Genomic DNA, 26,649 nt, shown 5'->3' with positions numbered 1-26,649 from the left:
AAGTTTGGAATACCATAATATGACATTCCGTAGACCTTGAATGTGTAACCGCTGCTCCCCGAATACTGTTGGCGGGCGCACCACAAGCCCTGCCTCGAATAACAAAAAGCAACGAGGGCGTAATCATGCTGTTGAGCAAACATGTAACCGCAGTGCTGTCGGCCAGCCTCCTGACACTGGCCTGCCAGGCCACTCAGGCGGCTGAAAGCCTGAACTTCGTAAGCTGGGGCGGAACGACCCAGGATGCTCAGAAGCAAGCGTGGGCAGCCCCGTTCAGCAAGGCCACCGGCATCAAGGTGGTGCAGGACGGCCCGACCGACTACGGCAAGCTCAAGGCGATGGTCGAAAGCGGCAACGTGCAGTGGGACGTGGTCGACGTCGAGGCTGACTTCGCCCTGCGCGCCGCCAGCGAAGGCCTGCTCGAGCCCCTGGACTTTTCCCAGATCCAGCGCGACAAGATCGACCCGCGCTTCGTTTCCGATCATGGCGTGGGTTCGTTCTTCTTCTCCTTCGTGCTCGGCTACAACGAAGGCAAGCTCGGTGCCAGCAAGCCAACCGACTGGACTGCACTGTTCGACACCAAGACCTACCCCGGCAAGCGCGCCCTCTACAAATGGCCAAGCCCAGGCGTACTGGAACTGGCGCTGCTGGCCGATGGCGTGGCGCCCGATAAGCTCTACCCGCTGGACCTGGATCGCGCCTTCAAGAAGCTCGACACCATCAAGCAAGACATCGTCTGGTGGGGCGGCGGCGCGCAGTCGCAGCAACTGCTGGCCTCGGGTGAAGCCTCCCTCGGCCAGTTCTGGAATGGCCGCGTCTACGCCCTGCAGCAAGACGGCGCCCCTGTAGGGGTGAGCTGGAAGCAGAACCTGGTCATGGCCGATTTCCTGGTCGTTCCCAAAGGCGCCAAGAACAAGGATGCGGCGATGAAGTTCCTGGCCAACGCCAGCAGCGCCGAAGGCCAAGCCGAATTCGCCAACAAGACGGCCTACGCCCCGGTCAACACCGACAGCGTCGCCAAGCTGGACAAGGACCTGGCTCCGAACCTGCCGACCGCCTATGCGCAGGATCAGGTCACCCTGGACTTTGCCTACTGGGCCAAGAACGGCCAGGCCATCGCGGCCCGCTGGAATGAGTGGCTGGTCAAATGAAAGTCGCGATCAATGCCCTGCATAACGCCCAAGGTGCCCCTTCGGGCACCGGTGCTCCCGGAGCCAGGCCACGGCGCGCCTCCCTGAGCCAGCGCTGGAATGGCAGCCGCAACCTGCTGCCAGCCTTGCTGTTCCTGGGCCTGTTTTTCTTCGCACCGTTGGTTGGCCTGTTACTGCGCGGCGTGCTCGAGCCTACGCCCGGCCTTGGCAACTATGAACAGCTGTTCGCCAACTCGGCCTATGCCCGGGTCTTGTTCAACACCTTTTCGGTGGCAGGGCTGGTCACGCTGATCAGCGTACTGCTGGGTTTTCCGCTGGCCTGGGCGATCACGCTGGTACCCAAGGGCTGGGGCCGGTGGCTGCTTAACATCGTCCTGCTGTCGATGTGGACCAGCCTGCTGGCGCGCACCTACTCCTGGCTGGTGCTGCTGCAAAGCTCGGGGGTCATCAACAAAATGCTGATGGCCATGGGCATCATCGACAGCCCACTTGAGATGGTGCACAACCTCACAGGCGTGGTGATCGGCATGAGCTACATCATGATCCCGTTCATCGTGCTACCGCTGCAGGCAACCATGCATGCCATCGACCCGATGGTGCTGCAGGCAGGCTCGGTGTGCGGTGCCAGCCCGTGGACCAACTTCTGGAAGGTGTTCCTGCCGCTGTGCCGGTCGGGGCTGTTCTCCGGGGCGTTGATGGTGTTCGTCATGTCGTTGGGGTACTACGTCACCCCGGCGTTGCTGGGCGGGGCGCAGAACATGATGCTGCCTGAATTCATCATCCAGCAGGTGCAGTCGTTCCTCAATTGGGGCCTGGCCAGCGCGGCGGCTGCCTTGTTGGTGGTCATCACCCTGGTGCTGTTCTACCTGTACCTGAAGCTGCAGCCGGAATCCCCGGTTGGCACTGCGAGGTAAACCACATGCTCTTGTCTCCCAATGCCATGGGCCGGCCGCTTCGCACCGGCCTGTACCTGACCACCGGTGTAATTGCCGCCTTCCTCTTGCTGCCGGTGGTCTTCATCGTGCTGCTGTCGTTCGGTTCGTCCCAATGGCTGGTGTTTCCACCGCCCGGCTGGACGTTCAAATGGTATGGGCAGTTCTTTTCCAACCCTGAGTGGATGGACGCAGCCCTGGCCAGCCTCAAAGTTGCCGTGCTCACCACCGTTGCGGCAGTGCTGCTGGGCCTGCCCACGGCCTTCGCCCTGGTGCGCGGGCGCTTCCCGGGGCGCGAGCTGCTGTACGGCCTGTTCACCATGCCCATGATCGTGCCCCTGGTGATCATCGCCGTAGCGGTGTACGCCCTGTTCCTCAAGCTGGGCTACACCGGGACCTTGTTCGCCTTCGTGGTGAGCCACGTGATCGTCGCCCTGCCCTTCACCATCATCTCCATCATCAATTCCCTGAAGCTGTTCGACCAGTCGATCGAGGACGCCGCCGTCATCTGCGGTGCCTCGCGCCTGCAGGCCATCTTCAAGGTGACCTTCCCGGCCATCCGGCCTGGGATGATCGCCGGCGGGTTGTTCGCGTTTCTGGTGTCCTGGGATGAAGTGGTGCTGAGCGTGATGATGGCCAGCCCCGACCTGCAGACACTGCCGGTAAAAATGTGGACCACCCTGCGCCAGGACCTCAGCCCGGTGATCGCCGTGGCATCGACCTTGCTGATCGGTCTGTCGCTGCTTGTGATGTTCCTTGCCGCCGCCCTGCGCCGGCGTGCCGAAACCAACGCCTGAGCGCGCGGAGATTAACCCATGAGTGCAGTGATCCAAGACAACGCGCGTGGCAAGGCCCTGGTCAGCCTGCGCGGCCTGAACAAGCATTACGGCGACTTCACCGCCGTGGACAACCTGGACCTGGATATTCAGGAAGGCGAATTTCTGACCTTCCTGGGTTCCAGCGGCTCCGGCAAGTCCACCACCTTGTCGATGCTGGCTGGCTTCGAGACTCCCAGCAGCGGCCAGATACTCGTTGAGGGCCAGTCGCTGGTCAACGTGCCGCCGCACAAGCGCGACATCGGCATGGTGTTTCAGCGCTATTCGCTGTTTCCGCACCTGAACGTGCGCGACAATATTGGCTTTCCCCTGGCCATTCGCAAGCTGGGTACGGTTGAAACACGCAAGCGTGTCGATGCCATGCTCAAGCTGGTGCAACTGGAGCCTTTCGCTCACCGCAAGCCCTCGCAGATGTCCGGCGGACAACAGCAACGCGTGGCCATTGCCAGGGCGCTGGTCTACGAGCCGCGTATCCTGCTGATGGACGAGCCGCTGGGTGCCTTGGACAAGAAGCTGCGTGAAGACCTGCAGGATGAACTGCGCCAGTTGCACCGGCGTCTTGGCATTACCATCGTCTACGTCACCCATGATCAGGAAGAGGCCATGCGCCTGTCCCAGCGCATCGCGATCTTCAGCCATGGCAAAATCGTGGGCCTTGGCAGTGGCTACGACCTTTACCAGAACCCGCCCAACGCGTTTGTGGCCTCGTTCCTGGGCAACTCCAACTTCCTGCGCATCAAGGCCAACAGCAATGGCGCAGGCAGCTTCGAAGGCCAAAGCGTCGCCATTCGCCTGACCCCAGGCCTGGGCCAAGATCAGGATGCCCTGATCATGGTGCGGCCTGAGAAAGCCCTTGCCCTGACTGCACAGCAAGCTGCCGAGCAACCGTTGCCTGCCGGCTGGAACGAAGTCAGCGCCAAGGTCGGCGAGGTGTTGTTCCTCGGTGAAAGCCAAACCTGTCATGTGGTCACCGCAGGCGGTACCTCGTTGACGGTCAAGGCTTTGTCGGCGGCAGGCATGCCGATGCAGCCGGGCGACACCGTCAAGGTACGCTGGGCGGTGGCCGATGCGTGTATCTATACCCAGTGGGCAGAAAGTGACCTGAGCAAATCGGCCGGCGCTCACTGATCCAGGCGCCGCTGATCGTCCGTGCGCAAGTGCCTGCGCACGGCCGCCTGGCGACGTTGCCGCCTTGTCATCACACCATCACGCCACTGCCTTACGCTGCGGCCATTCCCACCGTGAAGGCCCAATCACCATGGCCCACCTGCTCGTCTTCCTGTTGACCGTGCTGCCGATGATGGCCTGGGCCGAGCCCGTGCACCTGCGCATCCAAGGCTCCAACACCCTGGGCAGTGCCCTGCTACCGGCGTTGGTACGGGCGCAGCTGCGCGCCGAGCACGCTACCCAGGTGCAAGTCCACAGCGGTAAGGCGGACAACGAGTCAGTGATCGCGGCGACCCGCGCTGACGGTGTAGACATTCAGGTCGATATCGCGGCGCATGGCTCAAGCACGGGCTTTGATGCCTTGGCTCGGGGCGAGGCTGACCTGATCGCCGCCTCTCGCCCGATCAGTGACAGCGAAGCACGGCAGTTGCAGGCATTTGGCGACTTGCGCTCCCCTGCAGCTGAACATGTCATCGGGCTGGACGGTGTCGCCATCCTCGTCAATCCCGCCAACCCCTTGTCTGAGTTGTCCCTGGATCAAATTGCGCAGGTTTTCAGCGGGCAGGTACGGCGCTGGGAGCAACTCGGGGTGGCCGGTGGCGACATCCACCTGTACGCCAGGGACGAGCGCTCCGGGACGTTCGAAACGTTCAGGTCACGGGTCCTGGCGCCTAAGCAGGTCAACCTGGCGCCGACAGCCAGGCGTTTTGAAGCCGGCGATCGTCTGGCCGCCCAAGTAGCAGTCGATCGCCAGGCCATCGGGTTTACCGGGCTTTCGACCCTCCACGGGACCAAGGTACTGGCAGTGGCCGATGGCACCGCTGCGGCGCTGCTGCCCGAACGCGCCTTGGTGGCCAGTGAGGTCTATCCGCTGTCACGCCGCCTGTTCCTGTATCTGCCCACTCCCCCAAGCCCTCAGGCCGCTGCATTGATCGACTTCATCCAGAGCCCCGCCGGTCAGGCCATCGTGGCCGAGCAAGGCTTTGTGTCACAGCAGATCGTGGCCCAGCGCGTGGCGCCTGTTGCGAACATGCCTGCCCAGTATCGGGCGCTGGCAGAGCACGCTCAGCGGTTGAGCGTGAACTTGCGCTTTCAACCGGGCAGTGCCGCCCTGGACAGCAAGGCTACCCAGGATGTGCAGCGGGTCATCGAGTACCTGAACCAGGCCGGCAAGCCGCATCGCAAGGCCGTACTGGTGGGCTTCGGCGACCCCAAGGACACACCGGGGCGCGCTGCCCTGCTCTCGCGCCTGCGCGGCGAGGCGGTACGCCAGGCACTGGCGCGCGGGGGTATCGAGGTGCTGGAAGTGGCGGGGTTAGGTGACCAGATGCCGGTGGCGGGTAACGAGATGGAGCAGGGCCGCTTGCGCAACCGTCGCGTCGAGGTCTGGGTCTATTGAGGCTTGCCGCACGGCATCAAGACTGGAGGGGTCAGCGCCTCCCAAGCCCTTCGCAAAAAAATGTAACAGCTGCTCATTCGGCGTGCCCCGCAAACGGATCTACGCTCAAGCCTAAGTGATACCGGGCCCCTCTGACGGTTGCCAGCCGCCATGTCGGATCACTGTTGCCACGCAACGTCGACCGATCAGGAGGGGCTCATGACAGCTCTGCACACCTTTCTCACAACACCTTTTCTCGGCACCAGCGCTTGGCTGTGGCTGGTTTTTGTCGCCATCGTCGTCGGCTTGCTGGTGCTCGACCTGGGCGTGCTGCATCGCCATGACCGCGAAATCGAAATGCGCGAAAGCCTGCTGCTGTATTCAGGCTACTTCGGCGTCGGCGTGCTGTTCGGCGTCGGTGTTTGGTACTACCTGGGCGCGCAACCGGCACTGGAGTTCTATACGGGGTTTCTCGTCGAGCAGTCGTTGTCGATGGATAACGTCTTCGTGATGGCGATGATCTTCAGCTATTTCGCCGTTCCCCGACGCTATCAGCACCGCGTGTTGTTCTGGGGGATTCTCGGCGTGGTGGTGTTGCGCGCGATCATGATTGGCGTCGGCGCGGCCTTGGTGCAGAACTTTGCCTGGGTACTTTATCTCTTCGGCGCCTTCCTGCTTTTTACCGGCGTGAAAATGGCTCTATCCAGGGAAGACAGTCAGCCGGACCTGGCCAACAATCCGATTCTGAAGTTTGTAAGGCGGCACATGCGGGTAACCGATCAAATCCACGGCTCGAAGTTTTTCGTGCACGTTACGCCCAGTGGGGAAAGCAATGCCGTGCGCCACGCTACGCCGCTGTTTCTTGCGCTTGTTTTGATTGAACTGGCTGACCTCGTATTTGCCGTGGACAGCGTCCCGGCGATATTCGCCATCACCCAGGACCCTTTCATCGTCTACACATCCAATATCTTTGCCATCTTGGGCCTGCGTTCACTGTACTTTGCCTTGTCGGCACTGATGCACCGTTTCGTGTACTTGAAGTATGCGCTGGCGCTCGTGCTGATCTTCATCGGCTGCAAGATCTTCTACCACGGCATGGTGGGCAAGGTGCCCGCCCTATTGTCGCTGGGCGTCACGTTCGGGCTGTTGCTGGGCGGTGTGCTGGTGTCGCTGATAAAAACCCGCGGTCAAGCCAAGGCCCCGGTTACTGAGCTGGATCAAGCGATTGAAACCACTCGGCATAAGGAGTATTGACCGCCATGCGCCGGTTGAAGTCCGGGCTCCCGTCGCCCCACCAGACGGGGCCACGCTCCCCCAGCGCGACCTTTGCCGCCTGAACCTGGGCACGGGCGCGAGCAAGCTGATCGGGTTCGTCGTTGGCCTTTGCGTCCTTTACCGCTCTGCGCGCGTCCATCAAGGCATGCACCCAGTGCTGACGCAGAGCGTCGGACAGGGAGGGATCGGTGCAGCGCCACAAGCGCCCCCGGACAACGAAATAGCGGCCGTCCGGGGTAGTGGGATAACGTTGGGTGGGCATTACTTGGCCAGCCAGTTTTCCACTTCATCAGCGCCGTGTTCGGCCTTCCATGCTTTGAGCTTGGTGTGATTGCCACCTTTGGTCTCAATGACTTCACCGGTGTGTGGGTTCTTGTACTGCTTGACCTGCCGAGCACGACGTGGCGCTTTCTGGGCCGCAGCAGGCGCAGCGGGCCGTTGACCGTTTTTCGGGTCGAGCAGGTTGACGATATCGCGCAAACTGTATTCGTACTTGGCCAGCAGATTTCGCAGTTTGGTTTCAAACTCGATTTCTTTTTGCAGCTCAGGGCTACCTTTCATGGCTTCCAGCTCTGCAAGTTGGGCAGCCAATTTCTGTTCCAGTTGACGAAACTCTGCAAGACGAGACATGGGGACGTTTCCTTTTCAGTACGACGGGCAATGAAACTTCAGTAACTTGTTAGTGCAGTCGAACATAGGCTTGGTTCAACCGGCTTGACTAACTAGACAGCATTACCGTCTGTCCGTCAAAGAAAATGTTAGTGCCCGGCAAGCGGTCTGTTGCGCACACCCTGCGGAGACTCAATCATGCCCAACCCTTCCCTTGGCCTTCTTGGCCTATGTTTGGCCAGCGCCCTGCTCGCGGGTTGCTCAGGGGCCAAAACCGCATCGCCTGTGCAAACACCCGGCGCCCCAATAAAGCCCGGCACGCAATGGCTTGAAAAAGGCGCGGCGCTGTTACAGGCCAAACCACCTATTGACGCACTGAATGCCTACCTGGATGGTTTTCACTTCTATAACGGCCATCCGGATATTCAAATGGAAGCGCATCATTACTGTGCGATCCTCAACGAAGACGTCATTCAGTGCGTGATCTACGATGGCAGCACGGCCACGGCCAAAATCATGGGCGTGGAGTACATCATCGATCAGAAGTTGTTCGCCCGGTTACCCGCCAAGGAAAAAGCGCTGTGGCACAGCCACGGGTTTGAAGTGTCCTCTGGCCAGTTGGTGGCGCCCGGTATCCCTGCGCCTGCCGAACATGCCTTGATGAAACGCCTGGCCACCACCTACGGCAAGACGTGGCATACCTGGCATACCGACCAAGACAAGTCACTGCCGATGGGCGTGCCGCAACTGATGATGGGCTTCACTGCGGACGGTCAGGCAGACCCGGCGATGGTCGAGCAGCGCAACCGTCGCCTGAGCATCGATACCGCCCAGACGCGCAAGCAGCGCGCTGATATTGACATTCCTACGCCCGACACTGACGCCGACAGTTGGCAGAAAGGCGTCATCATTCAGTTGGATGACCCGACTGGCGCGCATTTGCACAAACCTGCCACCACTACGCCTGCCGATACCAACAGCCGCTCGGCCCATTGAGCCTGGCGGCATGAACCCAGCAATCAGCGTTGGGCCGCTGAGCCTGACGCAGGCAGATACCTGCCGATTTCGTACTTGCCGATCGCTGCCCGGTGCACTTCATCGGGCCCGTCGGCCAGGCGCAGGGTGCGCTGCATGGCGTACATGTAGGCCAACGGAAAATCAGCGCTCACCCCCGCACCACCGTGCAACTGAATCGCCCGATCAATCACGCGCAGCGCAACATTCGGTGCTACCACCTTGATCTGCGCGATCTCGCTGCGGGCCACCTTGTTGCCCACGGTGTCCATCATATAGGCCGCTTTGAGCGTGAGCAGGCGTGCCATGTCGATGTCCATGCGCGAATCGGCAATCTTGTCGACGTTCCCGCCCAGCCGCGCCAGTGGCTGACCGAACGCAGTCCGGGCAACCGCGCGCTTGCACATCAGCTCCAGGGCCCGTTCGGCCATGCCGATGGACCGCATGCAATGGTGGATGCGTCCAGGCCCCAATCGGCCTTGGGCGATCTCGAACCCCCTGCCCTCTCCTAGCAGCACGTTCTCCAACGGCACCCGCACGTTTTCGAACACCACCTCGGCATGGCCATGGGGCGCGTCGTCGTAGCCAAATACCGGCAGAGGTCTGAGCACCCTCACACCGGGTGTATCCATCGGCACCAGAACCATCGAGTGTTGTTGGTGCCGCGGGCCGTTCGGGTTGGAAAGGCCCATGAAGATCAGAACCTTGCACCGCGGGTCACATGCGCCGGAGGTCCACCACTTGCGGCCGTTGATGACCCATTGGTCCCCTTCGCGCACTGCTGTAGCCGCCATGTTGGTGGCATCCGAAGACGCCACATCGGGCTCGGTCATGGCGAATGCCGAGCGGATTTCGCCCCGCAACAAAGGCTCCAGCCACTGCTGCTTCTGCGCGGCCGTACCGTAGCGCACCAGCACTTCCATGTTTCCTGTGTCCGGTGCCGAGCAGTTGAACGGCTCTGGGCCCAACAATGAACGGCCCATGATTTCGGCCAGTGGGGCGTACTCCAGGTTGGTCAGCCCTGCGCCGTATTCGGATTCAGGCAGAAAGAGGTTCCACAAGCCCTCCTCGCGTGCCTTGATTTTCAGCGATTCCATGATGGCGGTAGGCTGCCAACGATCGCCTTCGGCAACTTGGCGTTCGAATACGGACTCGGCTGGATAGACGTAGGCATCCATGAAGGCAGTCACGCGCTCGCGCAGCGCTTGCACCTTGGGCGAATAGGCGAAATCCATTGGCGGGTTCCTTCAGGGTCGAATGACATTAGGGCAAGCCTAGGGCAGGCGCTGGTCATCCACCTAGTCTATTTTCGGCGTGTATTAACATTCATAACCGATATATGATCGGCCGATAATTCCAAGAACGAGCGGCGCTCATGAACCTCAGCAAGGTCGATCTCAACCTGTTCATCGTCTTCGATGCGATCTACACCGAAGCCAACCTCACCCGTGCCGGGCAGATCGTCGGCATCACCCAGCCTGCCGTGTCCAATGCATTGTCCAGGCTGCGTGAAACCTTCAACGACCCGCTGTTCGTACGGACCGCCCAGGGCATGGTGCCAACACCCATGGCGCAGAACATCATCGGCTCGGTCCGCAGCGCGCTGGCATTGCTACGCACCTCGGTGCAGGAAAGCCGGACGTTCAACCCCCTGCAAGCGAGCAAGACGTTTCGCATCAGCATGACCGACCTGACCGAGGCCGTGATCCTGCCGCCGCTGTTCCAACGCCTGCGTCGCCTGGCACCTGGGGTGCTGATCGAGAGTTTCCTGTGCAAGCGCCGGGAGACCACCAAGGAGCTTGCCGCAGGACGACTGGACTTCGCCATCGACGCCCCCCTCAACACCGACCCTCAAGTGCGGCACATCAAATTGATGCAGGACCGCTACGTCTGCGCCCTGCGCCAAGGTCACCCGCTGGCCGACAGGGCATTGAGCCTGGATGGGTACCTTGGCATGACCCATATCCACATTTCCAGCCGCCGCAACGGGCTGGGTTACGTGGACCTTGCGCTGGGCAAGATGGGCGTGCAGCGCAAGGTGGCCCTGCGCTCACAGCATTACCTGATGGCCTCGCAAGTACTGCAGCAAACCGACATGGTGATGACCGTGCCAGAGCGTTTCGCCCGCCGTCATCAGTTGTGCTACAAGCCTTTGCCTGTAGAGGTGCCGGCGTTGGAGACGCACCTGTACTGGCATGAAAGCACTGACCAGGACCCAGCGAACCGCTGGATGCGCGAGCAGATCACCGAGTTGTGCGAGCGGGTAGTCAGCGAAGAGGAACGGACTCTCAATGGTCAATGAGAAAAGACCGTCTGAGTGTCGAGACAAGGGTGAGAATATTTTTTTCGTTATGCCCGATCCGGAGAATGCTTTTGCAAAATGGTCTTAAAACGCAATGATTTAGAGCAAAAGTCTCTTCGTGACGCAGTTAATCTTGTTCAGGCACCCTCGCTCTCTTGCCAATGGACCTGCTTATGTCTGACGCCCCTCTCTACTTCGATTACGCTGCCACTACCCCGGTCGACGATCGAGTGATCCAGGCCATGCTTGGATGCCTCGGTCGGCATGCCCATTTTGGTAATCCGGCCTCGAGCGGGCATATCTATGGCAGGGCAGCGCGCGATGCAGTCGAACTGGCCCGTGAGCAGGTGGCCGAACGCGTGGGGGCGCCGCCGGCGTCACTGGTATGGACATCCGGGGCTACCGAGTCCAACAACCTGGCGCTCAAAGGCGTCGCGCAGGGACTGGGCCAGCCTGGGCATTTGCTCACCAGTCAGCTAGAGCACAAAGCCGTTCTGGACACCGCAGCCGAACTGGAGCGCCAAGGCTGGGCGGTGACCCGACTGCAACCTGATCCATCAGGCCTGATCCATCCGGCCATGGTTCAGGACGCGCTGCGTGCCGATACGCGCCTGGTGTCGCTGATGGCGGTGAATAATGAATTGGGCACAGTCACCGACATCGCTGCCATCGGCGAGCGGGTGCGGGCGCACGGCGCCGTGTTCCACGTGGACGCAGCTCAGGCGGTAGGCAAGCTGGCCATCGACCTGGCTAGCCTGCCCGTTGACCTGATGTCCTTTTCCGCCCACAAGGTGTATGGCCCCAAAGGCATCGGTGCGCTGTTCGTTGGCCCGCGCGCGCGCGCCGGCATGCGTGCCCAACTGCATGGGGGGGGTCATGAGCAAGGCTTGCGCTCCGGTACCCTGGCCACGCATCAGATCGCGGGCATGGGCAGCGCGTTTGCCCTGGCCGGCCAACCAGGCGATGGCGAGTACCAGCGCTTGGCGCAGCTGGCCAAGCGCCTGCGCGAGGGCCTATTGGCCCTGCCCGGCATCACGCTCAACGGCTGCGCTACCCAGCGCGTGCCGCACACCCTGAACCTGTGTATCGATCAGGCAAGGTTCAACAGCGCGGCGCTCGCCACACAACTGGCGCTGTCGACCACCTCGGCCTGCAATTCAGCGAACAATGCGGCATCCCACGTCCTGCTGGCGCTGGGGTTGGACGAGCGCCGTGCCCGTAACAGCATTCGCCTGAGCGTTGGCAGGTTCACCACCGAGGCGCAAGTCGACAAGGCCATTGCGGTATTGGCCTCGGCACTGACCACGGCCAGCGCTGCACTCTGGTGAACCACGCCAGCCGGGCATGCCTTTACAGGAAGGTGAATACCTTGGATGCCGGGAGCCGCGATTTGCTTAACCCGGCATTGAAGTCGGTTTCACTGCGATAGCCCAGGCTCAGCAGCACTACGCTGGTGAAGCCTTGTTCGCGCAAGCCAAGCTCGGCATCCAGGCGCTGGCTATCGAAGCCTTCGATGGGGGTAGCGTCCAGGCCCAGGGCAGCGGCGCCCAGCAAGGCTGTACCCAAGGCAAGATAGGTTTGCTTTTCCATCCAATGCTGCAGGTCCTTGCGCTCGTAACGATGCAGGTCGGCGTAGTGGCGTCGGCTGTTGTCCTGCGCCGCCTTGGCCTGCTCATCGCGAAAACGCCCGTCGAGTGACTCCTGGGCGAGCACGGCCTCCAGGTGCGCCTGGGTCATGTCGGTGCGCGTGCAAAAAACGATGACATGGGAAGCATCGCGCAATTTGGGCGAATTGTAGGCGTAGTCGGTGTCGGTACTCATGGTCAGGCGGGCTTTGGCAGCTTCGCTCTGGGCAACGACGAAATGCCAGGGCTGGGAATTCACCGAAGATGGGCTGTGACGCAATTGCTCGAGCAAGGCATCGACCGTGGCTTGGGGAATTTGACGCGATGCATCGTAGGCTTTGGTGGTGTAGCGGCGCTTGGCCAGCGAGACGGTATCCATGGGCAATTCCGGACGTCGAGAGAAAAGGAATGCCCATGGTATCTTTCCTGCCACAAATAAAAACCGGCACAATCGAGCAACACTTTCACCTCTGGAGTGACAATGTTGCGTCTTGCCGACCTCGAACTGTTCGTGCGCAGCAGCGCGCTGGGCAGCTTCACCGCAGCTGCCATCGAAGCGAACCTGTTGCCCGGCCAGGTGGCGGCCGCCATCAAGCGGCTGGAGCGTGATCTGGACGTACGCCTGTTCGTTCGCACTACCCGCAGCCTGCGCCTGACTGCCGAGGGCGAGCGCTACCTGCCGACTGCCGTGAACGTGCTGGAAAGCCTGCGTCGCGGGCATGACGATTTGCATGGCAATACCACCGCCCTGCGCGGCACCTTACAGGTTTCAGCACCCTCGGACCTGGGCCGCAACATGCTGCTGCCCTGGCTCAGCGCGTTTCGCCGGGAGCACCCGGCCTTGCACCTGCGGTTCATGCTGTCCGACCAGATTGCCGACCTGAACCGTGATCCGGTGGACGTTGCCGTGCGTTACGGCCTGAACCAGGACGCCAACTACATCGCCCTCCCCCTGGCCGACTGGAACCAGCGCGTCCTGGTCGCCTCCCCCGATTACCTGGCCCGCCACGGCCGACCGCAGACGCCCGAGGCACTGCATGCCCATGACTGCTTGTTGTACATGCAGCACGGTCGGGTGTACGACAAGTGGCAACTTGGCCAACGCACGGTGCACGTGAAAGGGCCACTGATCAGTGATGACGCCGATGTGATTCGCCGCCTAGCGGTACTTGGCGAGGGAATCGTCTACAAGTCGTGGCTGGATGTCAGTGATGACCTCGCCTGCGGCAGGCTGGAAATCGTCCTGCCTCAATGGCCGGGCGAGCCGACACCTGTCACGCTGGTATGCCCGCACCGCAAGCAGCTCACCCCCGCCGTCACGCAACTGCACCAGTGGCTGCGCCAGCGGTTCGATGCACTGCAGCCGGCAGCCAGGCTCGGCAGTTGCACAAATCTTCCAGACACCTGTAGCCGAGGGCGCTAGGCTTCTTGTACAGCCTAAGCATCAGCATGCACACAGCGAGCCCCCATGAGTAACTGGATCGACCTCAAGCAGGACGCCGAGACCGGCATCGAGTCGATCCGCGCCCATTTCGTCGGTCATGCCTACGACCCCCATTGGCACGAGAGCTTTCTGGTAGGCGTCACCGAGCAAGGGGTCCAGCAATTCAATTGCCGGCGGGTCAGGCACCATAGTGTGCCGGGGCAAGTCTTCATGCTTGAACCTGGGGACCTGCACGACGGGCTCGCGCCCACTGAAGAAGGTTTTACCTACTCCACGCTCTACCTGGAGCCGGACTGGCTGGAGCAGCAGTTGCGCCTGCTATTCGAACAGGCGCCGCGTGATGCCTTGCCCCGTTTCGCCGACACGCTGACCCAGGACCTGCAGCTTGGCCAAGCCACCGCGTTTGCCTTCAATGCCCTGCATGCACACGAACTGCTCATCGTAAGGCAGTCAGCCATCGACGCCTTGCTCGCCTGCCTCACACGCCACCTGCACTGGCGCAAGCGAGTCGATCCAGACCCGCGCTTGCCGCTCACGGCGCAACGGGCCCGCGATTATCTGCATGACAACCTCGCACGGGATGTTGGCCTCCAAGAGCTGGCGACTGCCTGTGGCATCGACCGTTACCGCTTGACCAGAGCCTTCAAGGCAGCATTCGGGCTCGCCCCGCATGCGTACCTCATCCAGCTGCGCCTGGCCAGGGCCCGGCGTTTGCTTGCCAGCGGGGCCAGCCCTTCAGACGTAGCTGTCACCTTGGGCTTTGCCGATCAGAGCCACCTGGGCCGCTGGTTTCGGCGGGCCTATCAGCTCACCCCGGCATACTACCGCAAGCGCTGCTCAATCCTTCCAGACTGAGGCGATGCAAATGGCGAGCATTGGGGCTGACACCAAAGGAGCCCTAGCACATGACGCATTCTTTTCTGCCATTCGTTGCATTTGCCCTGGTTGCCAGCATCAGCCCAGGCCCGACCAATCTGCTTATCCTTGCCCAAGGCGCCCGACATGGCCTGCGCAGCACGCTGGTGCCCATCCTGGCGGCATGCCTGGCCGCTGCGGCCACTGTGTTGCTGGTTGGCATGGGGCTGGGTCAATGGTTGACGCGCCACCCACAAGCCCAGCATCTGATGATGTGGGCCGGAGTGTTGTGGTTGAGCTGGCTGGCCTGGCAACTGCTGCGCAGCACTGGCGTTACCGGCGCGCCAGCCCAGGCGCGGGTGTTCACGGCAGTGGACGCGGCAACGCTGCAGGTGATCAACCCCAAGGTGTGGCTGATGGCCGTGTCCGTAATCGGCGTATTTGCCGCGCCAGGCCTGGCGGTGTGGCAACTGGCACTGGTGTTCCTGGTGATCGCACTGCCGTGCATGACGCTGTGGGCGGTGCTGGGCGCAGGCAGTGCGGCCTGGCTGCAAACGCCACGCCGCCTGCGCGTGTTCAACCAGGCCCTGGGCGGCCTGCTCTTGCTCTCAGCGTGGGCTGCGGTATTGAGCTGAGCAGCCTTGTTGCTCGCAAAGACAGAATCAATGGGTCAGCGCATCGCGAAAGCGGCGGGTACTGCCCACTGCCAGCAACAAGCCAACCACTGCCACGCTGCCCCCGACCAGGCCGATATTGGCCACGCCCAGGTAGCTGCTGACGATACTGCCCAGCAACGCACCACCGCCGATGCCGATGTTGTAGATGCCGGAAAACAACGCCATGGCCACATCCGTGGCGTCGGAGGCCAGCTTCAAGGTGCGTGACTGCAATGACAGGCTGAAGCTCAAGATCGCCACGCCCCAGCACATGCTCAGCACGGCGAACGCATGGAAGCTGCCGGACAATGGCAAGAGCAGCAGCAAGCAGACTGCCAGCATGCCGATCGAGCCCACCAGAAAACCTTGGGGAAAACGGTCGCTGTAGCGGCTGAACAGGAACGAGCCGACCACACCTGCGCCGCCAAACAACAGCAAGACCAACGTGGTGCGCTCACCGCTGATCTGCGCGACATGCAGGGCGAACGGCTCGATATAGCTGTAGGCGGTAAACTGCGCCGTGATCACCAGCGTCACCAGCAGGTAGGTGATGACCAGCGCAGGCCGCTTGAACAGTATCGGCAGGCTGCGCAACGATCCCGAGTTCTGGCTCGGCAACAACGGCAGCGACTTCATCAGGCACAGCATGGTCGCCAGCGCCACCCCAGCGATGCTCAGGAAGGTGACGCGCCACCCCAGTGCCTCGCCCACCACGCGCCCCAGGGGGATGCCAAGCACCATCGCCAGCGTCGTGCCGGTGGCCAACAGGCCCAGCGCCTTGGCCTGCTGCCCAGGGGGCGCGACGCGCACCGCAAGCGAGGCAGTAATGGCCCAGAACACGGCGTGCGCCAAGGCTATGCCGATGCGGCTGAGCAGCAGCATCGCAAAACTCTGCGACAGCCACGACAGCAGATGGCTGACGATGAACACCAGAAACACGAACAACAGCAGGCGCCGCCGCTCGATGTTGCGTGTCATCAACATCATCGGCAGTGACGCCAATGCCACGACCCAGGCATAAATGGTCAGCATCAGCCCCACTTGCGCGGTGGTCATGTCGAAGCTGCGGCCAATGTCGCTGAGCAGCGCCACCGGCACGAACTCGGTGGTGTTGAAGATGAAGGCAGCCAACGCCAGGGCGATGACGCTCAGCCAGCTGCCGCCGCCTACTGTGGGCGGCAAGTGGTCAGGTAAGGGTCCGTTCATGGCGTGAAACCGGTTCTCCACAGGCAAGGCAAGACCACGCACGTCCGGCCCCGGCAAGGAGCGGTATGAGCGTGTGTCTTATTAAAATTGGGGACGCAGGCATGGTACGCGTCATGCTCGGGCCTCACAACCGCCGTACCGAAGGCGTACCATGCGCAATCTCGGATACTGGCGCACATCAAGGAGTTCCACCCACTCATGGACAAGCGGCATCCCCAGCAGCAATGGCAGCAGGCCGTTATCACCTACGCCCAGGCGGTCAACGACTATGTCGCACAAGGCAGTGCGCACGGCTGGGAGCAGCTCGAAGAACCCCGGCACCCTGCCACCGAACACTTGCTGGACGCCTGGCGCGCCGCCTTGCGCAAGGTCAACCAGCCGACCGTCGAGGAGCACCAGCGCCAGGCATTTCGCCAGGCTTGGCCGCCAGCCCATGCGCCCTTGTTGCCCCTGCTCGACACCCATGGTCAGGGTATCGCCACGTTGCTGCTGCTCGATGACGGGAGCCTGCTCGCACGGATCGGCATGCCCCACGAGAAAGGCCAGGTGGTGCGTATCGATGGTTATACCGTGACACCCATCATCGGCGTCGAGCATTTCGGCCGTTGCCCGGCTCGACGCTTCTTCGCCCTGGCCAACGCCGAGGGTGTGCGCGTGACCGATGGATGGGGCGGCCCACAGGTGCGGCGGCTGGCGTGGCCTACCGGTTTGGAGGGGTTGCCCAAAGGCTATCCGTTCGAGCCTTTCGACCTGCCCCCCATTGCGACTGCATTGATACCCTTCCCCGATGGGCAACAGGTGCTGCTGATCAGCGACGAGGGCATTTTCGTGCTCTCTGAGCAGGGCGCGAGCCGGCTGCTGCCGCGCCAGGAGCAGGTCGAGCAAGCGCTGGCAGAGGGTACCGACCCCGATGACATCATCTTGGGCCTGAGCATGGCCCATGGCGCTGTATCGCCCGACGGGCAGTGGGTCGTGGTAGGCGAGCAAGCCAACCGGCACCAGGTGCTGGACCGTCAGTTAACGCCTGTTGCCAGTATCGGACCGGCCAGCGAATACCCGCACTACGCCCTGTTCAACCGTACCGGGGACCAGTTGCTGCTCAATGCCTGTCACTTCTACAGCGGTGCGTCGCTGGCCGTCAGGGTGAGCGACCTGGAGGGCCTGGATACGGACTACTACAGCCAGGACCCCCGCACGCCGGTGGTGCAGGAAGGCGCAAGGGTCTACGCAGGCGTGGCGCGTCAGGACGAGTACATCGTCGGTGATGCCTATGGTTATTTACGGGCTTTCGGGGAAGACGGTGGCGAACGCTGGCAGCACTATCTAGGTTCGACCATCAGCGCAATGGACATCAGCGAGGATGGTCGAACCCTCGTTGCCGCAAGCCATGCGGGGTTCATCTCGGTGATCGCGCTCGACAGTGGCCGACCTGATTGGCAGATCGGTACAGGCCCGCATGGCGAAGTCCGCCGCTGGCTGTTCTGGAAAGGTGGGGACAAGCCGCTGGCCTGGTAAGGCTAGCAACAGGACCTGCACCGTTTGATCCCGGTGCAGGTCGACGGCCGATCAGGCCTTGAGGGTCGCCATGTCGATCACGAAGCGGTACTTCACATCGCCTGCGATCATGCGCTCATAGGCCTCGTTGATGTGCCGGATATCCAGCATCTCGATGTCGCAACGGATGTCGTGCTTGGCACAGAAGTCCAGCACTTCCTGGGTTTCGGCGATACCGCCGATCAACGAGCCGGCCAGCACGCGGCGCTTCATGACCAGGTTGGCAGCATGCAGCGCAGGCTCGATCGGTTCGATCAACCCGACGAGGATGTGCACGCCGTCGAACGTCAGGGTTTCCAGGTAGGGATTGAGGTCATGTTGAACCGGGATGGTGTCGAGCAGGAAATCGAAACGACCGGCTGCCGCTTTCATCTGCTCGGCGTCGGTGGACACAATCACATGGTCTGCCCCTTGGCGGCGCGCCTCAGCGGCCTTGGCCTCGGAACGGGTGAACAGCGTGACTTCGGCACCCAGCGCCTTGGCCAGCTTGATGCCCATGTGGCCCAGGCCACCCATGCCAAGGATGCCCACCTTGTGGCCTGGGCCTACACCGTGGTGCTTGAGCGGCGAATAGGTGGTGATACCGGCGCACAGGATAGGGGCGGCGCTGGGCAGGTCCATGCCCTCGGGGATGCGTACGACGAAATGCTCGCTCACCACGATGCTGCTGGAGTAGCCACCCATGGTGTTGCTGCCATCGACCCGATCGGGCGTGGCGTAGGTCATGGTCGGGCCTTCGAGGCAGTATTGCTCAAGGTCCTTGGCACAGGCCGCGCACTGACGGCAGGAATCCACCATGCAGCCGACACCGACCAGGTCACCGACCTTGTGGCCGGTGACCTGGGCGCCTACCGCGGTCACGCGGCCGACGATCTCGTGGCCTGGCATCAAGGGGTAGACCGCAATGCCCCATTCGTTGCGGGCCTGGTGAATGTCCGAGTGGCACACCCCGCAATACAGGATGTCGATGGCCACGTCATCCGGGCGCGGGCTGCGGCGCTCGAAGGTCATGGGTGCCAACGGGCTGGTGGGGGTTTGGGCGGCGTAACCGATAGCGGTATACATAGAGACCTCGCGGTTAAGTGAAACGGTTCATGTGAAGCATTTTGTTCTCAGATAGGAACATTGCCCACCGCAGATTCTCCGGAAGCCTTGCCTGATTCTCCGAAGCTTCTGGTGCAGCCAACGCGCGGCGGGCATAATCCGTCCACCCATGCTGTCCGATTCTCTGCCCCGGTGCTCCATGCAACTGACCCGTCACGTCGACGCCAATGCCCCGCTTTGCGCACTCATACGCCGTCTGGCGGTTCGCCCAGGGTTCGTGCCCACCCACCTGCCCCAGGTACAAGTGCTGAGCTGGGACCACTACGTGGCCAGCAGCCCGCAGATCTATGAGCCGAGCCTGATGATCCTGGCCCAGGGCAGCAAGCTGGCCCGCCTGGGGCCCCGCACGCTCGAGTATGGCGCGGGGCATTACCTGGTGCAGGCGCTGTCGGTACCGTTCATGTGCGAAACCTTCGCCACGCCCGATGTGCCCTTGCTGGGCGTGGCAGTGGCCATCGACCGCGCCACGCTGAGCGAATTGGTGCAGAGCAGCGGCCTTGCCACCGATGGCCCGGTGCAGGCTCAGACGCCCCAGTCGATGACCTCGGCCGCCCTGGACGCGCCCATGCGTGAGCGGGTCGAGCGGTTGCTGGAGTGCCTGCAAGATCCTGTGGACGCCAAGGTGTTGGGGCCGGCCCGGGTGCGTGAAGTGCTGTACGCCGCCCTGCGTGGCCCGCAGGCCGGGGTACTCAGAGCGCTGGTCGAGCAACAGGGCCATTTCGCCCGCATCGGCGCCGCCTTGGCCCACCTGCGCGAACACTACAGCGAGCCACTGAGCGTCGAGGCTCTGGCTGGGCGAGCGAACATGAGCGTCTCCACCTTCCACGAGCATTTCAAGCGCTGCACGGACATGGCGCCCATGCAGTACCTCAAGCGCCTGAGGCTGCTCAAGGCACAGCAGATGCTGATCGGCGAAGGTATGGGCGTGGCTCAGGTCGCCCATCGGGTGGGCTACCAGAGCACGTCGCAGTTCAGCCGCGAGTATAAACGCCAATTCGAACGCAGCCCCGGCGAAGAACTGCCGTATCAGAGCCTACCGGTGTGAGCCCAGTGGGCTAATGAATGCGCCTCCATCCCCCAATGCCCAGCGTGCCAATGGCTGATAGGCGCCCTTTCGAGACTCGTAAAGTACACATTCCCGGGCGCTGACAAAGAACTCAGGCGGCGTGCTGGCCTCAGGGGGCTGCCCGTGAAAGTCGCGGGACAACGTCAAGTGGGGTCGAAAGGTGCGGTCTGCAACGGCGATACCCAAGGGCAGCAGCGCCTGTTGCAGCCCATAGACCAGGTGAAGAAGGGGCGCAGGCGTATGCTGCGCCTCAAGCACCAGGGCACCGGCCCTGTGCCACACCTGCAAGCGATCAAGCACCAGCCTCGGCGCCTTGTCGGGCAGCAGCAATTGGTCGACGGCAGCGCACACCGATGGGACCTGCGCCGCATCGACATTGCCCAGGAATGCCAGGGTGATATGGAAATTGGCGGCTGGCACCGGCCTGCCGCTGCGCAGCGCCAGGCTGCGTCGCCACTGGGAGACATCGCGGCGCTGGGCATCACTGACTGGCAGGGCGAAAAACAGCCGCTTGAACGGGCTGGCCGTGGAGCGAGTGTCCTGAGCCATAAGATCTCCTGAAGGTGAAACCAGGGTCGCGGACGATGCAACGCGACACCGAACCGGCCGGACAGTTTCGTAACAATAGGTACAAACTGCCGCGACGATTGTTTATGCTGGCGGGCTTATGCCATCGCGCATGGCCATTTTTCGACAAGTAAACGTCCATGAAAATTGCACTCGTTCTGCTATTCGTCCTCTCGATCGCCTACGTTCACCTGCGCGGCCGGGTGCGTCACAAGCTGACCCGCCAGCTGGGTGACCATTCCAGTTTCCTGGCCCCGGTCAACAGTTTCCTTTACTTGTTCTCGAAACATCCGGCCAAACCTTACCTGCCGGTCGAAGCCTTCCCTGAGCTACAACCGCTGCAGGAACACTGGCAGGAAATCCGTGAAGAAGCCCAGCGCTTACTCCAGGTTGGCGAAATCAAGAAGTCCGATAATTACGACGACGTGGGCTTCAACTCGTTCTTCAAGACAGGCTGGAAGCGGTTTTACCTCAAGTGGTACGGCGAGAGTCATCCGTCGGCCATGACCCTGTGCCCGCGCACCACGCAACTGCTGCAAGGCATTGGCACCGTCAAGGCCGCCATGTTCGCCACCCTGCCCCCTGGGGCCAAGCTGGTTCGGCACCGCGACCCCTATGCTGGCTCCTACCGCTATCACTTGGGCCTGGATACTCCAAACGACGACGGCTGCTACATCGACGTCGATGGCGAGAAATATTCGTGGCGCGATGGCCAGGGCGTTGTGTTCGACGAAACCTACATCCACTACGCGGCCAACACCACCGAGCACAATCGCATCATTCTGTTCTGCGATGTGGAGCGCCCGCTCAAGTACCGCTGGGCCACGGCGTTCAATCGCTGGTTCAGCCGCAACGTCATGGCCGCCGCCGCGGCGCCCAACGATGCAGGGGACAAGACCGGCGCCATCAACCGCTTGTTCACCCGCATCTACCGCATCCGCGAACGCGGCAAAGCACTGAAGAAGCGCAACCGCACGCGTTACTACCTCGAAAAATGGGCAGTGGTGGCGGCGCTGGTGTTGGTGTTCATCTACATCTGAGGCTGCACATGATCAATCTCCGCCCCATGACGCCAGAAGATTTCGAGCGCTTCTGGCCCACGCTGCAGGGCGTGGTCCAGGCGCGCGAAACCTACGCCCTTGACCCCGACATGACCTTTGAGCAGGCCCGCCATATGTGGCTCGAGCTGCCCCGGCACACACTGGTAGCCGAAGCGCAGGGCGAGCTCCTGGGCTCCTACTACCTCAAGGCCAATGCCGGCGGGCCAGGCAGCCACGTGGGCAATTGTGGCTACATGGTGACCGAGCAGGCACGTGGCCGCGGGGTGGCGCGCTTGATGTGCGAGCACTCGCAGAAGCTGGCTCGTCAGGAAGGCTTTCTGGCGCTGCAGTTCAACTCGGTGGTCGCCAGCAATGAAGTGGCGGTGGCCTTGTGGCACAAGCTGGGCTTCGAAACCGTCGGCCGCTTGCCCAAGGCTTACCGCCATGCACACCTGGGGTTGGTGGATTGCCTTGTCATGTATAAATGGCTGGCCGATGAGCCAGTCACGGAAAAGCCTGCGCTGCTTATTGGCCGCAAGAACATCGAAGCGCGGGTATCGCGTCGCAAGGGTCGGTAGTCAGCCTTGGCGCTCCAGGGTCTGATGCCCGTGCCCTGGAGCCAGTACACGCCAGATTCTGACGGTTTAAAACAGGCAGTCTTGCTCAGCGCTCGGGTTATAAGATAACGTTTCGTCCGTCGTCTTTAACCGTGATGCCCATGCCCCCTACATCCTTGCTACCTCCCCTCTCACACCAACGCTTGCAGAGCATCGACGCCCTTCGCGGTTTCGTCATGCTGATCATGCTGCTGGACCACGTGCGCGAAACGTTTTTCATGCAGTATCAGGTCAGTGACCCGATGGCCGTGGAAACCACCGAGCCTGCGTTATTCGTCAGTCGCACCCTCGCACACCTGTGCGCGCCGGTCTTCGTGCTGCTCACCGGCCTGTCTGCCTGGCTTTACGGCGAAAAACGGCAGCGTCGCGGCGAAGTCTCGATGTTTTTGTTCAAGCGCGGGCTTTTTCTGGTGGTGCTGGAATTCACCCTGGTGAACTTCGCCTGGACATTCCAGGTGCCGCCGACTGTGATCTACCTGCAAGTGATCTGGGCCATCGGTATCAGCATGATGGCGCTGTCAGCCTTGATATGGCTGCCCCGGGCTGGCCTGCTCGCCGTTGGGCTGACCCTCATCGCCGGGCACAACCTGCTTGACGGTGTGCACTTCGACGCCGCATCCCCCTGGCATGTGCCCTGGGCCATCGCTCACGACCGTACCTGGCTCGATGTCAGTTCCACACTGCGCTTGCGCACCTCCTACCCGGTACTGCCCTGGGTCGGCGTCATCGCCGTTGGCTACTGGCTCGGCCCCTGGTTGCACAGTGCATGCACACCGGCACTGCGTCAACGACGGCTGCTACACGCTGGGTGCGGCGCCCTGTTGGGCTTTGTCGCGCTGCGCGCGATCAACGCCTATGGCGAAGCGCACTGGAGTGTTCACCCAGCGCTGGCGCAGACGCTGATGAGTTTCTTCAACATCACCAAATACCCGCCGTCACTGGTGTTCCTGACGTTGACCCTGGGCGTTGGGTTGCTGCTGCTGCGTGCATTCGAGCGCGCAGGGCACCCGCGCTGGATCGGAGTGCTGGCGATGTTTGGCGCAGCCCCGATGTTTTTCTATCTGCTGCACCTTTACGTGCTCAAGCTCCTGTACCTGAGCGCACTAGGTGTGTGGGGGGCCAACCAGGGGGCCTACTTTGGTTTCCAGACCATTGCCGCGGTTTGGCTCACGTCGGCCCTGCTACCGCTAATGCTCTACCCGCCTGTACGCTGGTTCGCCCGGCTGAAGGCGCGCCGGCGTGATCTGGCGTGGCTGAAGTACTTCTAGGCGGCTAAACCAGACCCTAAAAGCGTTTCACCCGGCGGCGCGATGGTCTACCATGCGTGCCGCCGGTTTCCACCCTCACATCAATAGGGAATCCCGCGTTCGTCTTGCGCGAGCCATCGGGAACTGCCCCACAGGAGATCGTCCTGCATGCTGCCCCGTTTCGCCACCCTGCTCGCTGGCCTTGGCATCGCCGGCCTGGCCCAGGGTGCACCCACCGCGTATCCGCTGACGATCGACAACTGCGGTAAACCCCAGGTGTTCACCCAGGCACCCCAGCGCGTGGTGACTATCGGTCAGGCGGGCACCGAAATGCTGTACGCGTTGGGCTTGGGTGCCCAGCTCGCCGGTTCATCGCTGTGGTTCAATGACGTATTGCCCGATTACCAGGCGCAAGACGCCAAGGTCCCTCGGCTTGCCGACAACGAGCCCAGCTTCGAGGCGGTGGTGGGCAAGCGCCCGCAACTGGTGACGGCCCAGTTCGAATGGATGGTCGGGGACCAGGGCGCGGTGGGTACGCGCGAGCAATTCGATGAGTTGGGCATCGCCACCTATGTGCTGCCGTCGGATTGCGAAGGCAAGGACAACCTGGTAGGCGCCGACGGCACGCGGCTGCAGGCCTTCCAGGTCGAAAGCATTTACAAGAGTGTCAGCGAATTGGCCAGCGTCTTCGATGTGCAGGCCCGTGGCGCCGCCCTCAATGACGAACTCAAGGGCCGTTTGGCCAATGCCCAGGCGCAGCTGGCAGGCGTGGACCTGTCAAATACCTCGGCGCTGTTCTGGTTCTCCAGCGCTGACCTGGCCACCGACCCGTACGTGGCAGGCCGCCAGGGCGTTGCGGATTTCATGCTGCGTGCCCTTGGCGTGCGCAACGTGGTGAGCTCCACCGAGGAGTGGCCAACCGTGAGTTGGGAGACATTGGCCAAGGCCAACCCAACCTGGCTGATCATTGCACGCATGGACCGCCGTCGTTTTCCGGCCGACGACTACCAGAAGAAACTCGACTTCTTGCGCAATGACCCTGTGACCCAGCACATGGACGCCGTCAAGCATGGGCGCATCATCGTGCTCGATGCCGAGGCGATGCAGGCGGGCATTCGTTTGTTCCGCGGCTTGCAGACGCTGGCGGCAGCCTTTTCCACTGGCGTTGCAGCCCCGTGATCAAGCGTCTGACGGTGACCTGCGCCGCATTGGTAGCCCTAGGGGGTGCGCTGCTGGCGGGTACTGCGATCGGTGAAAACCCTCTGTCATTACGCTTGGTCGGCCAGGTGCTGGCCAACCACGCCTGGCAAGCGGGCTACCCGCTCGACCCCATCGATGCTGGTGTTGTGTGGAACTACCGGCTGACCCGTAGCCTCGTCGCGGCGGCTTGCGGCGCCGGGCTGGCCACCTGCGGCGTGATCCTCCAGGCGCTGCTGCGCAATCCGCTGGCCGAGCCCTATCTGCTGGGCCTGTCGGCAGGCGCATCTACAGGAGCGGTGCTGGTGGGTCTGTTGGGCGTGGGCAGCATGACCCTGAGCATGTCTGCTGGGGCCTTCATCGGCGCCTTGGCAGCCTTTGCACTGGTGCTGCTGCTGGCGCGCGCCGCGAGCCCAGGCAGCACGGGGGCTCACGTCATCCTTGCCGGGGTGGCTGGCTCGCAGTTGTTCAATGCTGTGACGGCGCTTCTGATCACCAAGTCGGCGACGGCCGAACAGGCCCGCGGCATCCTGTTCTGGCTGCTGGGCAATCTCAGTGGCGTGCGCTGGCCTTCGGTCTGGCTGACCGTGCCGGTTGCCCTATTGGGCCTTCTGATTTGCCTGTGGCAACGCCGTGCGCTGGATGCGTTCACCTTTGGCGCCGATTCGGCAGCATCCCTGGGCGTGCCGGTACGGCGCACTCAACTGTTACTGATCAGCTGTGCAGCCCTGGTCACCGCCGTCATGGTCTCCATCGTCGGCGCGATCGGTTTCGTGGGCCTGGTCATTCCCCATGCGCTGCGCCTGCTGCTCGGGCCCGGTCATAACCGGCTCCTACCGGCCAGCGCCCTGGGCGGGGCGCTGTTCTTGATCACCGCGGATATCCTGTCGCGGACGTTGATCGCCGGACAGGTCATCCCCGTAGGGGTGGTCACGGCCCTGATCGGCGCACCGGTGTTCGCCGTTATCCTGGTAGCCCGAAGGGGACGCGCGTGACCGCCATGGCGCCCATGCAGCTCGCCCCACTGGATTGCCAGGGCATCAGCCTGCACCTGGGTGGCCGCCCGGTGCTCGACGGGATCGACCTGACGGTGCACGCCGGTGAGACCCTGGCCATCGTCGGGCCAAACGGCTCGGGGAAGTCGTCGCTGCTCAAGGTGCTGGCAGGCCTTCGCAAGCCCGCCACGGGGACCGTGCAACTTCTGGGCAAGTCGCTCTCGCGTCTGCCTCGCAGAACGGTGGCAAGGGCATTGGCACTTGTCGAGCAGCATGCTGACACGCTCGATGCCATTCGAGTCTTCGACGCCGTGGCGTTGGGCCGCATCCCATGGTTGTCGGCTTTGGCGCCATTCGGTGACGACGACAAGGCCATCGTCGAGCACGCCCTGGCTGATGTGGATGCACTGCATTTGCGCAGCCGCCTGTGGGGGTCGTTGTCCGGTGGCGAGCGCCAGCGCGTTCACATCGCCCGGGCGCTGGCGCAACGCCCCGCGGTGCTATTGCTGGACGAGCCCACCAACCACCTCGATATCCAGCATCAACTCGCCTTGTTGCAGCAGGTGCAGGGGTTGCCGGTCACGACGCTGGTGGCCCTGCATGATCTCAATCAGGCATTGACGTGCGACCGTGTGGCGGTGTTGAACAATGGGCGACTGGTCGCCTTGGGCAAACCGCTGGATGTGCTCACGCCCGCTTGCTTGCTGAGCACCTTCGGCGTTCACGCGCACGTGCTCACCGACCCGATGGACGGCGCTCAGGTACTGCGTTTTCGCTGCGCGTGAGTGCCTCCGTGCCACGCGGCGCATTGT

The 26,649-nt window shown here is 62.4% G+C and carries 27 protein-coding genes; 20 read left to right on the top strand and 7 right to left on the bottom strand.

Annotated elements, in window-relative coordinates:
- The first annotated feature begins 125 nt into the window (after nucleotides 1–125).
- From ACF8R3_RS06395 to ACF8R3_RS06370, 6 genes are all read left to right on the top strand, one after another.
- Complete coding sequence (locus tag ACF8R3_RS06395; protein WP_392515245.1) at nucleotides 126–1,151, top strand: ABC transporter substrate-binding protein; 1,026 nt, start codon at nucleotides 126–128, stop codon at nucleotides 1,149–1,151.
- On the top strand, nucleotides 1,148–2,065 hold the full coding sequence (locus tag ACF8R3_RS06390; RefSeq protein ID WP_196185557.1) for an ABC transporter permease: 918 nt from the start codon (nucleotides 1,148–1,150) through the stop codon (nucleotides 2,063–2,065). The genes ACF8R3_RS06395 and ACF8R3_RS06390 overlap by 4 nt, the downstream gene beginning before the upstream one ends.
- A 5-nt stretch (nucleotides 2,066–2,070) precedes the next feature.
- A complete protein-coding gene (locus ACF8R3_RS06385) occupies nucleotides 2,071–2,880 on the top strand; it encodes an ABC transporter permease (RefSeq protein WP_023536057.1) in 810 nt (269 codons plus the stop codon).
- 18 nt (nucleotides 2,881–2,898) lie between these two features.
- The gene (locus ACF8R3_RS06380) at nucleotides 2,899–4,047 is read left to right on the top strand and encodes an ABC transporter ATP-binding protein (protein WP_078478758.1); all 1,149 of its coding nucleotides are present in this window, start codon (nucleotides 2,899–2,901) and stop codon (nucleotides 4,045–4,047) included.
- A gap of 130 nt (nucleotides 4,048–4,177) precedes the next feature.
- Nucleotides 4,178–5,485: a substrate-binding domain-containing protein gene (locus tag ACF8R3_RS06375; RefSeq protein WP_392515242.1), complete on the top strand. Its 1,308-nt coding sequence runs from the start codon at nucleotides 4,178–4,180 to the stop codon at nucleotides 5,483–5,485.
- A gap of 198 nt (nucleotides 5,486–5,683) precedes the next feature.
- The gene (locus ACF8R3_RS06370) at nucleotides 5,684–6,718 is read left to right on the top strand and encodes a TerC family protein (RefSeq protein ID WP_078478759.1); all 1,035 of its coding nucleotides are present in this window, start codon (nucleotides 5,684–5,686) and stop codon (nucleotides 6,716–6,718) included.
- Here ACF8R3_RS06370 and ACF8R3_RS06365 read toward each other — a convergent pair.
- The gene (locus tag ACF8R3_RS06365; RefSeq protein ID WP_078478760.1) at nucleotides 6,669–7,001 is read right to left on the bottom strand and encodes a hypothetical protein; all 333 of its coding nucleotides are present in this window, start codon (nucleotides 6,999–7,001) and stop codon (nucleotides 6,669–6,671) included. The two genes, ACF8R3_RS06370 and ACF8R3_RS06365, sit on opposite strands and share 50 nt — an antisense overlap.
- Nucleotides 7,001–7,369 (bottom strand): histone-like nucleoid-structuring protein, MvaT/MvaU family, encoded by a 369-nt coding sequence (locus ACF8R3_RS06360; RefSeq protein ID WP_058603880.1) that lies wholly within the window; start codon nucleotides 7,367–7,369, stop codon nucleotides 7,001–7,003. The genes ACF8R3_RS06365 and ACF8R3_RS06360 overlap by 1 nt, the downstream gene beginning before the upstream one ends.
- Nucleotides 7,370–7,546: 177 nt before the next feature.
- On the opposite strand from ACF8R3_RS06360, the gene ACF8R3_RS06355 reads away from it, so the two are divergent.
- A complete protein-coding gene (locus tag ACF8R3_RS06355) occupies nucleotides 7,547–8,344 on the top strand; it encodes an OBAP family protein (RefSeq protein WP_392515240.1) in 798 nt (265 codons plus the stop codon).
- Between the two features lie 23 nt (nucleotides 8,345–8,367).
- On the opposite strand, the gene ACF8R3_RS06350 is transcribed toward ACF8R3_RS06355, so the two are convergent.
- Entirely contained in the window at nucleotides 8,368–9,597 is a 1,230-nt protein-coding gene (locus ACF8R3_RS06350; protein ID WP_197843950.1) for an acyl-CoA dehydrogenase, read from the bottom strand.
- Between the two features lie 140 nt (nucleotides 9,598–9,737).
- Here ACF8R3_RS06350 and ACF8R3_RS06345 point away from each other — a divergent pair, with 140 nt between their 5' ends.
- Together ACF8R3_RS06345 and ACF8R3_RS06340 are read left to right on the top strand one after the other, a co-directional pair.
- On the top strand, nucleotides 9,738–10,664 hold the full coding sequence (locus ACF8R3_RS06345; RefSeq protein ID WP_058637333.1) for a LysR family transcriptional regulator: 927 nt from the start codon (nucleotides 9,738–9,740) through the stop codon (nucleotides 10,662–10,664).
- A gap of 173 nt (nucleotides 10,665–10,837) precedes the next feature.
- Complete coding sequence (locus ACF8R3_RS06340; protein WP_392515238.1) at nucleotides 10,838–11,992, top strand: cysteine desulfurase family protein; 1,155 nt, start codon at nucleotides 10,838–10,840, stop codon at nucleotides 11,990–11,992.
- Between the two features lie 22 nt (nucleotides 11,993–12,014).
- Here ACF8R3_RS06340 and nfsB read toward each other — a convergent pair whose 3' ends face one another.
- On the bottom strand, nucleotides 12,015–12,668 hold the full coding sequence (nfsB, locus tag ACF8R3_RS06335) for an oxygen-insensitive NAD(P)H nitroreductase (protein ID WP_145255286.1): 654 nt from the start codon (nucleotides 12,666–12,668) through the stop codon (nucleotides 12,015–12,017).
- Nucleotides 12,669–12,770: 102 nt separating this feature from the next.
- Between nfsB and ACF8R3_RS06330 the strand changes: the two genes are divergently transcribed.
- The 3 genes from ACF8R3_RS06330 to ACF8R3_RS06320 are packed head-to-tail and all read left to right on the top strand — an operon-like array spanning nucleotide 12,771 to nucleotide 15,223.
- A complete protein-coding gene (locus ACF8R3_RS06330) occupies nucleotides 12,771–13,712 on the top strand; it encodes a LysR family transcriptional regulator (RefSeq protein WP_392515236.1) in 942 nt (313 codons plus the stop codon).
- A 45-nt stretch (nucleotides 13,713–13,757) separates the two neighbouring features.
- Nucleotides 13,758–14,588, top strand: coding sequence for an AraC family transcriptional regulator (locus tag ACF8R3_RS06325; protein ID WP_145255292.1), 831 nt, complete (start codon nucleotides 13,758–13,760; stop codon nucleotides 14,586–14,588).
- 50 nt (nucleotides 14,589–14,638) lie between these two features.
- Nucleotides 14,639–15,223, top strand: coding sequence for a LysE family translocator (locus tag ACF8R3_RS06320; RefSeq protein WP_058603872.1), 585 nt, complete (start codon nucleotides 14,639–14,641; stop codon nucleotides 15,221–15,223).
- A gap of 27 nt (nucleotides 15,224–15,250) precedes the next feature.
- Here ACF8R3_RS06320 and ACF8R3_RS06315 read toward each other — a convergent pair whose 3' ends face one another.
- Nucleotides 15,251–16,450, bottom strand: a complete 1,200-nt coding sequence (locus ACF8R3_RS06315) for a sugar transporter (RefSeq protein ID WP_167340286.1) — start codon at nucleotides 16,448–16,450, stop codon at nucleotides 15,251–15,253.
- Nucleotides 16,451–16,648: 198 nt separating this feature from the next.
- Between ACF8R3_RS06315 and ACF8R3_RS06310 the strand changes: the two genes are divergently transcribed.
- On the top strand, nucleotides 16,649–17,965 hold the full coding sequence (locus ACF8R3_RS06310; RefSeq protein ID WP_392515233.1) for a hypothetical protein: 1,317 nt from the start codon (nucleotides 16,649–16,651) through the stop codon (nucleotides 17,963–17,965).
- Nucleotides 17,966–18,016: 51 nt separating this feature from the next.
- Here the strand turns inward: ACF8R3_RS06310 and calA are convergent, their stop codons facing one another.
- Nucleotides 18,017–19,069 (bottom strand): vanillin reductase, encoded by a 1,053-nt coding sequence (calA, locus tag ACF8R3_RS06305; RefSeq protein WP_027914670.1) that lies wholly within the window; start codon nucleotides 19,067–19,069, stop codon nucleotides 18,017–18,019.
- 178 nt (nucleotides 19,070–19,247) lie between these two features.
- On the opposite strand from calA, the gene ACF8R3_RS06300 reads away from it, so the two are divergent.
- Nucleotides 19,248–20,153, top strand: coding sequence for an AraC family transcriptional regulator (locus ACF8R3_RS06300; RefSeq protein WP_058603869.1), 906 nt, complete (start codon nucleotides 19,248–19,250; stop codon nucleotides 20,151–20,153).
- Here ACF8R3_RS06300 and thpR read toward each other — a convergent pair.
- A complete protein-coding gene (thpR, locus tag ACF8R3_RS06295; RefSeq protein ID WP_197843954.1) occupies nucleotides 20,142–20,723 on the bottom strand; it encodes an RNA 2',3'-cyclic phosphodiesterase in 582 nt (193 codons plus the stop codon). The two genes, ACF8R3_RS06300 and thpR, sit on opposite strands and share 12 nt — an antisense overlap.
- A 158-nt stretch (nucleotides 20,724–20,881) precedes the next feature.
- Here thpR and lpxO point away from each other — a divergent pair, with 158 nt between their 5' ends.
- The 6 genes from lpxO to ACF8R3_RS06265 all read left to right on the top strand — a co-directional run bounded on the left by lpxO (nucleotide 20,882) and on the right by ACF8R3_RS06265 (nucleotide 26,622).
- A complete protein-coding gene (gene lpxO, locus ACF8R3_RS06290; protein WP_023536108.1) occupies nucleotides 20,882–21,781 on the top strand; it encodes a lipid A hydroxylase LpxO in 900 nt (299 codons plus the stop codon).
- 8 nt (nucleotides 21,782–21,789) lie between these two features.
- Nucleotides 21,790–22,359, top strand: a complete 570-nt coding sequence (locus tag ACF8R3_RS06285) for an N-acetyltransferase (protein WP_326383818.1) — start codon at nucleotides 21,790–21,792, stop codon at nucleotides 22,357–22,359.
- 140 nt (nucleotides 22,360–22,499) lie between these two features.
- Nucleotides 22,500–23,666 (top strand): DUF1624 domain-containing protein, encoded by a 1,167-nt coding sequence (locus tag ACF8R3_RS06280; RefSeq protein ID WP_078479433.1) that lies wholly within the window; start codon nucleotides 22,500–22,502, stop codon nucleotides 23,664–23,666.
- A 147-nt stretch (nucleotides 23,667–23,813) separates the two neighbouring features.
- Nucleotides 23,814–24,824: an ABC transporter substrate-binding protein gene (locus tag ACF8R3_RS06275; RefSeq protein WP_058637343.1), complete on the top strand. Its 1,011-nt coding sequence runs from the start codon at nucleotides 23,814–23,816 to the stop codon at nucleotides 24,822–24,824.
- The gene (locus tag ACF8R3_RS06270; RefSeq protein WP_078478765.1) at nucleotides 24,821–25,837 is read left to right on the top strand and encodes an iron ABC transporter permease; all 1,017 of its coding nucleotides are present in this window, start codon (nucleotides 24,821–24,823) and stop codon (nucleotides 25,835–25,837) included. The genes ACF8R3_RS06275 and ACF8R3_RS06270 overlap by 4 nt, the downstream gene beginning before the upstream one ends.
- Nucleotides 25,838–25,842: 5 nt before the next feature.
- Nucleotides 25,843–26,622: an ABC transporter ATP-binding protein gene (locus ACF8R3_RS06265; RefSeq protein WP_392515328.1), complete on the top strand. Its 780-nt coding sequence runs from the start codon at nucleotides 25,843–25,845 to the stop codon at nucleotides 26,620–26,622.
- Nucleotides 26,623–26,649: the final 27 nt, after the last annotated feature.

Source organism: Pseudomonas sp. FYR_7 (assembly GCF_043106155.1).
In the GTDB taxonomy this organism is placed as follows: domain Bacteria; phylum Pseudomonadota; class Gammaproteobacteria; order Pseudomonadales; family Pseudomonadaceae; genus Aquipseudomonas; species Aquipseudomonas parafulva_B.
This window is presented reverse-complemented; position numbering and strand designations above follow the sequence as displayed.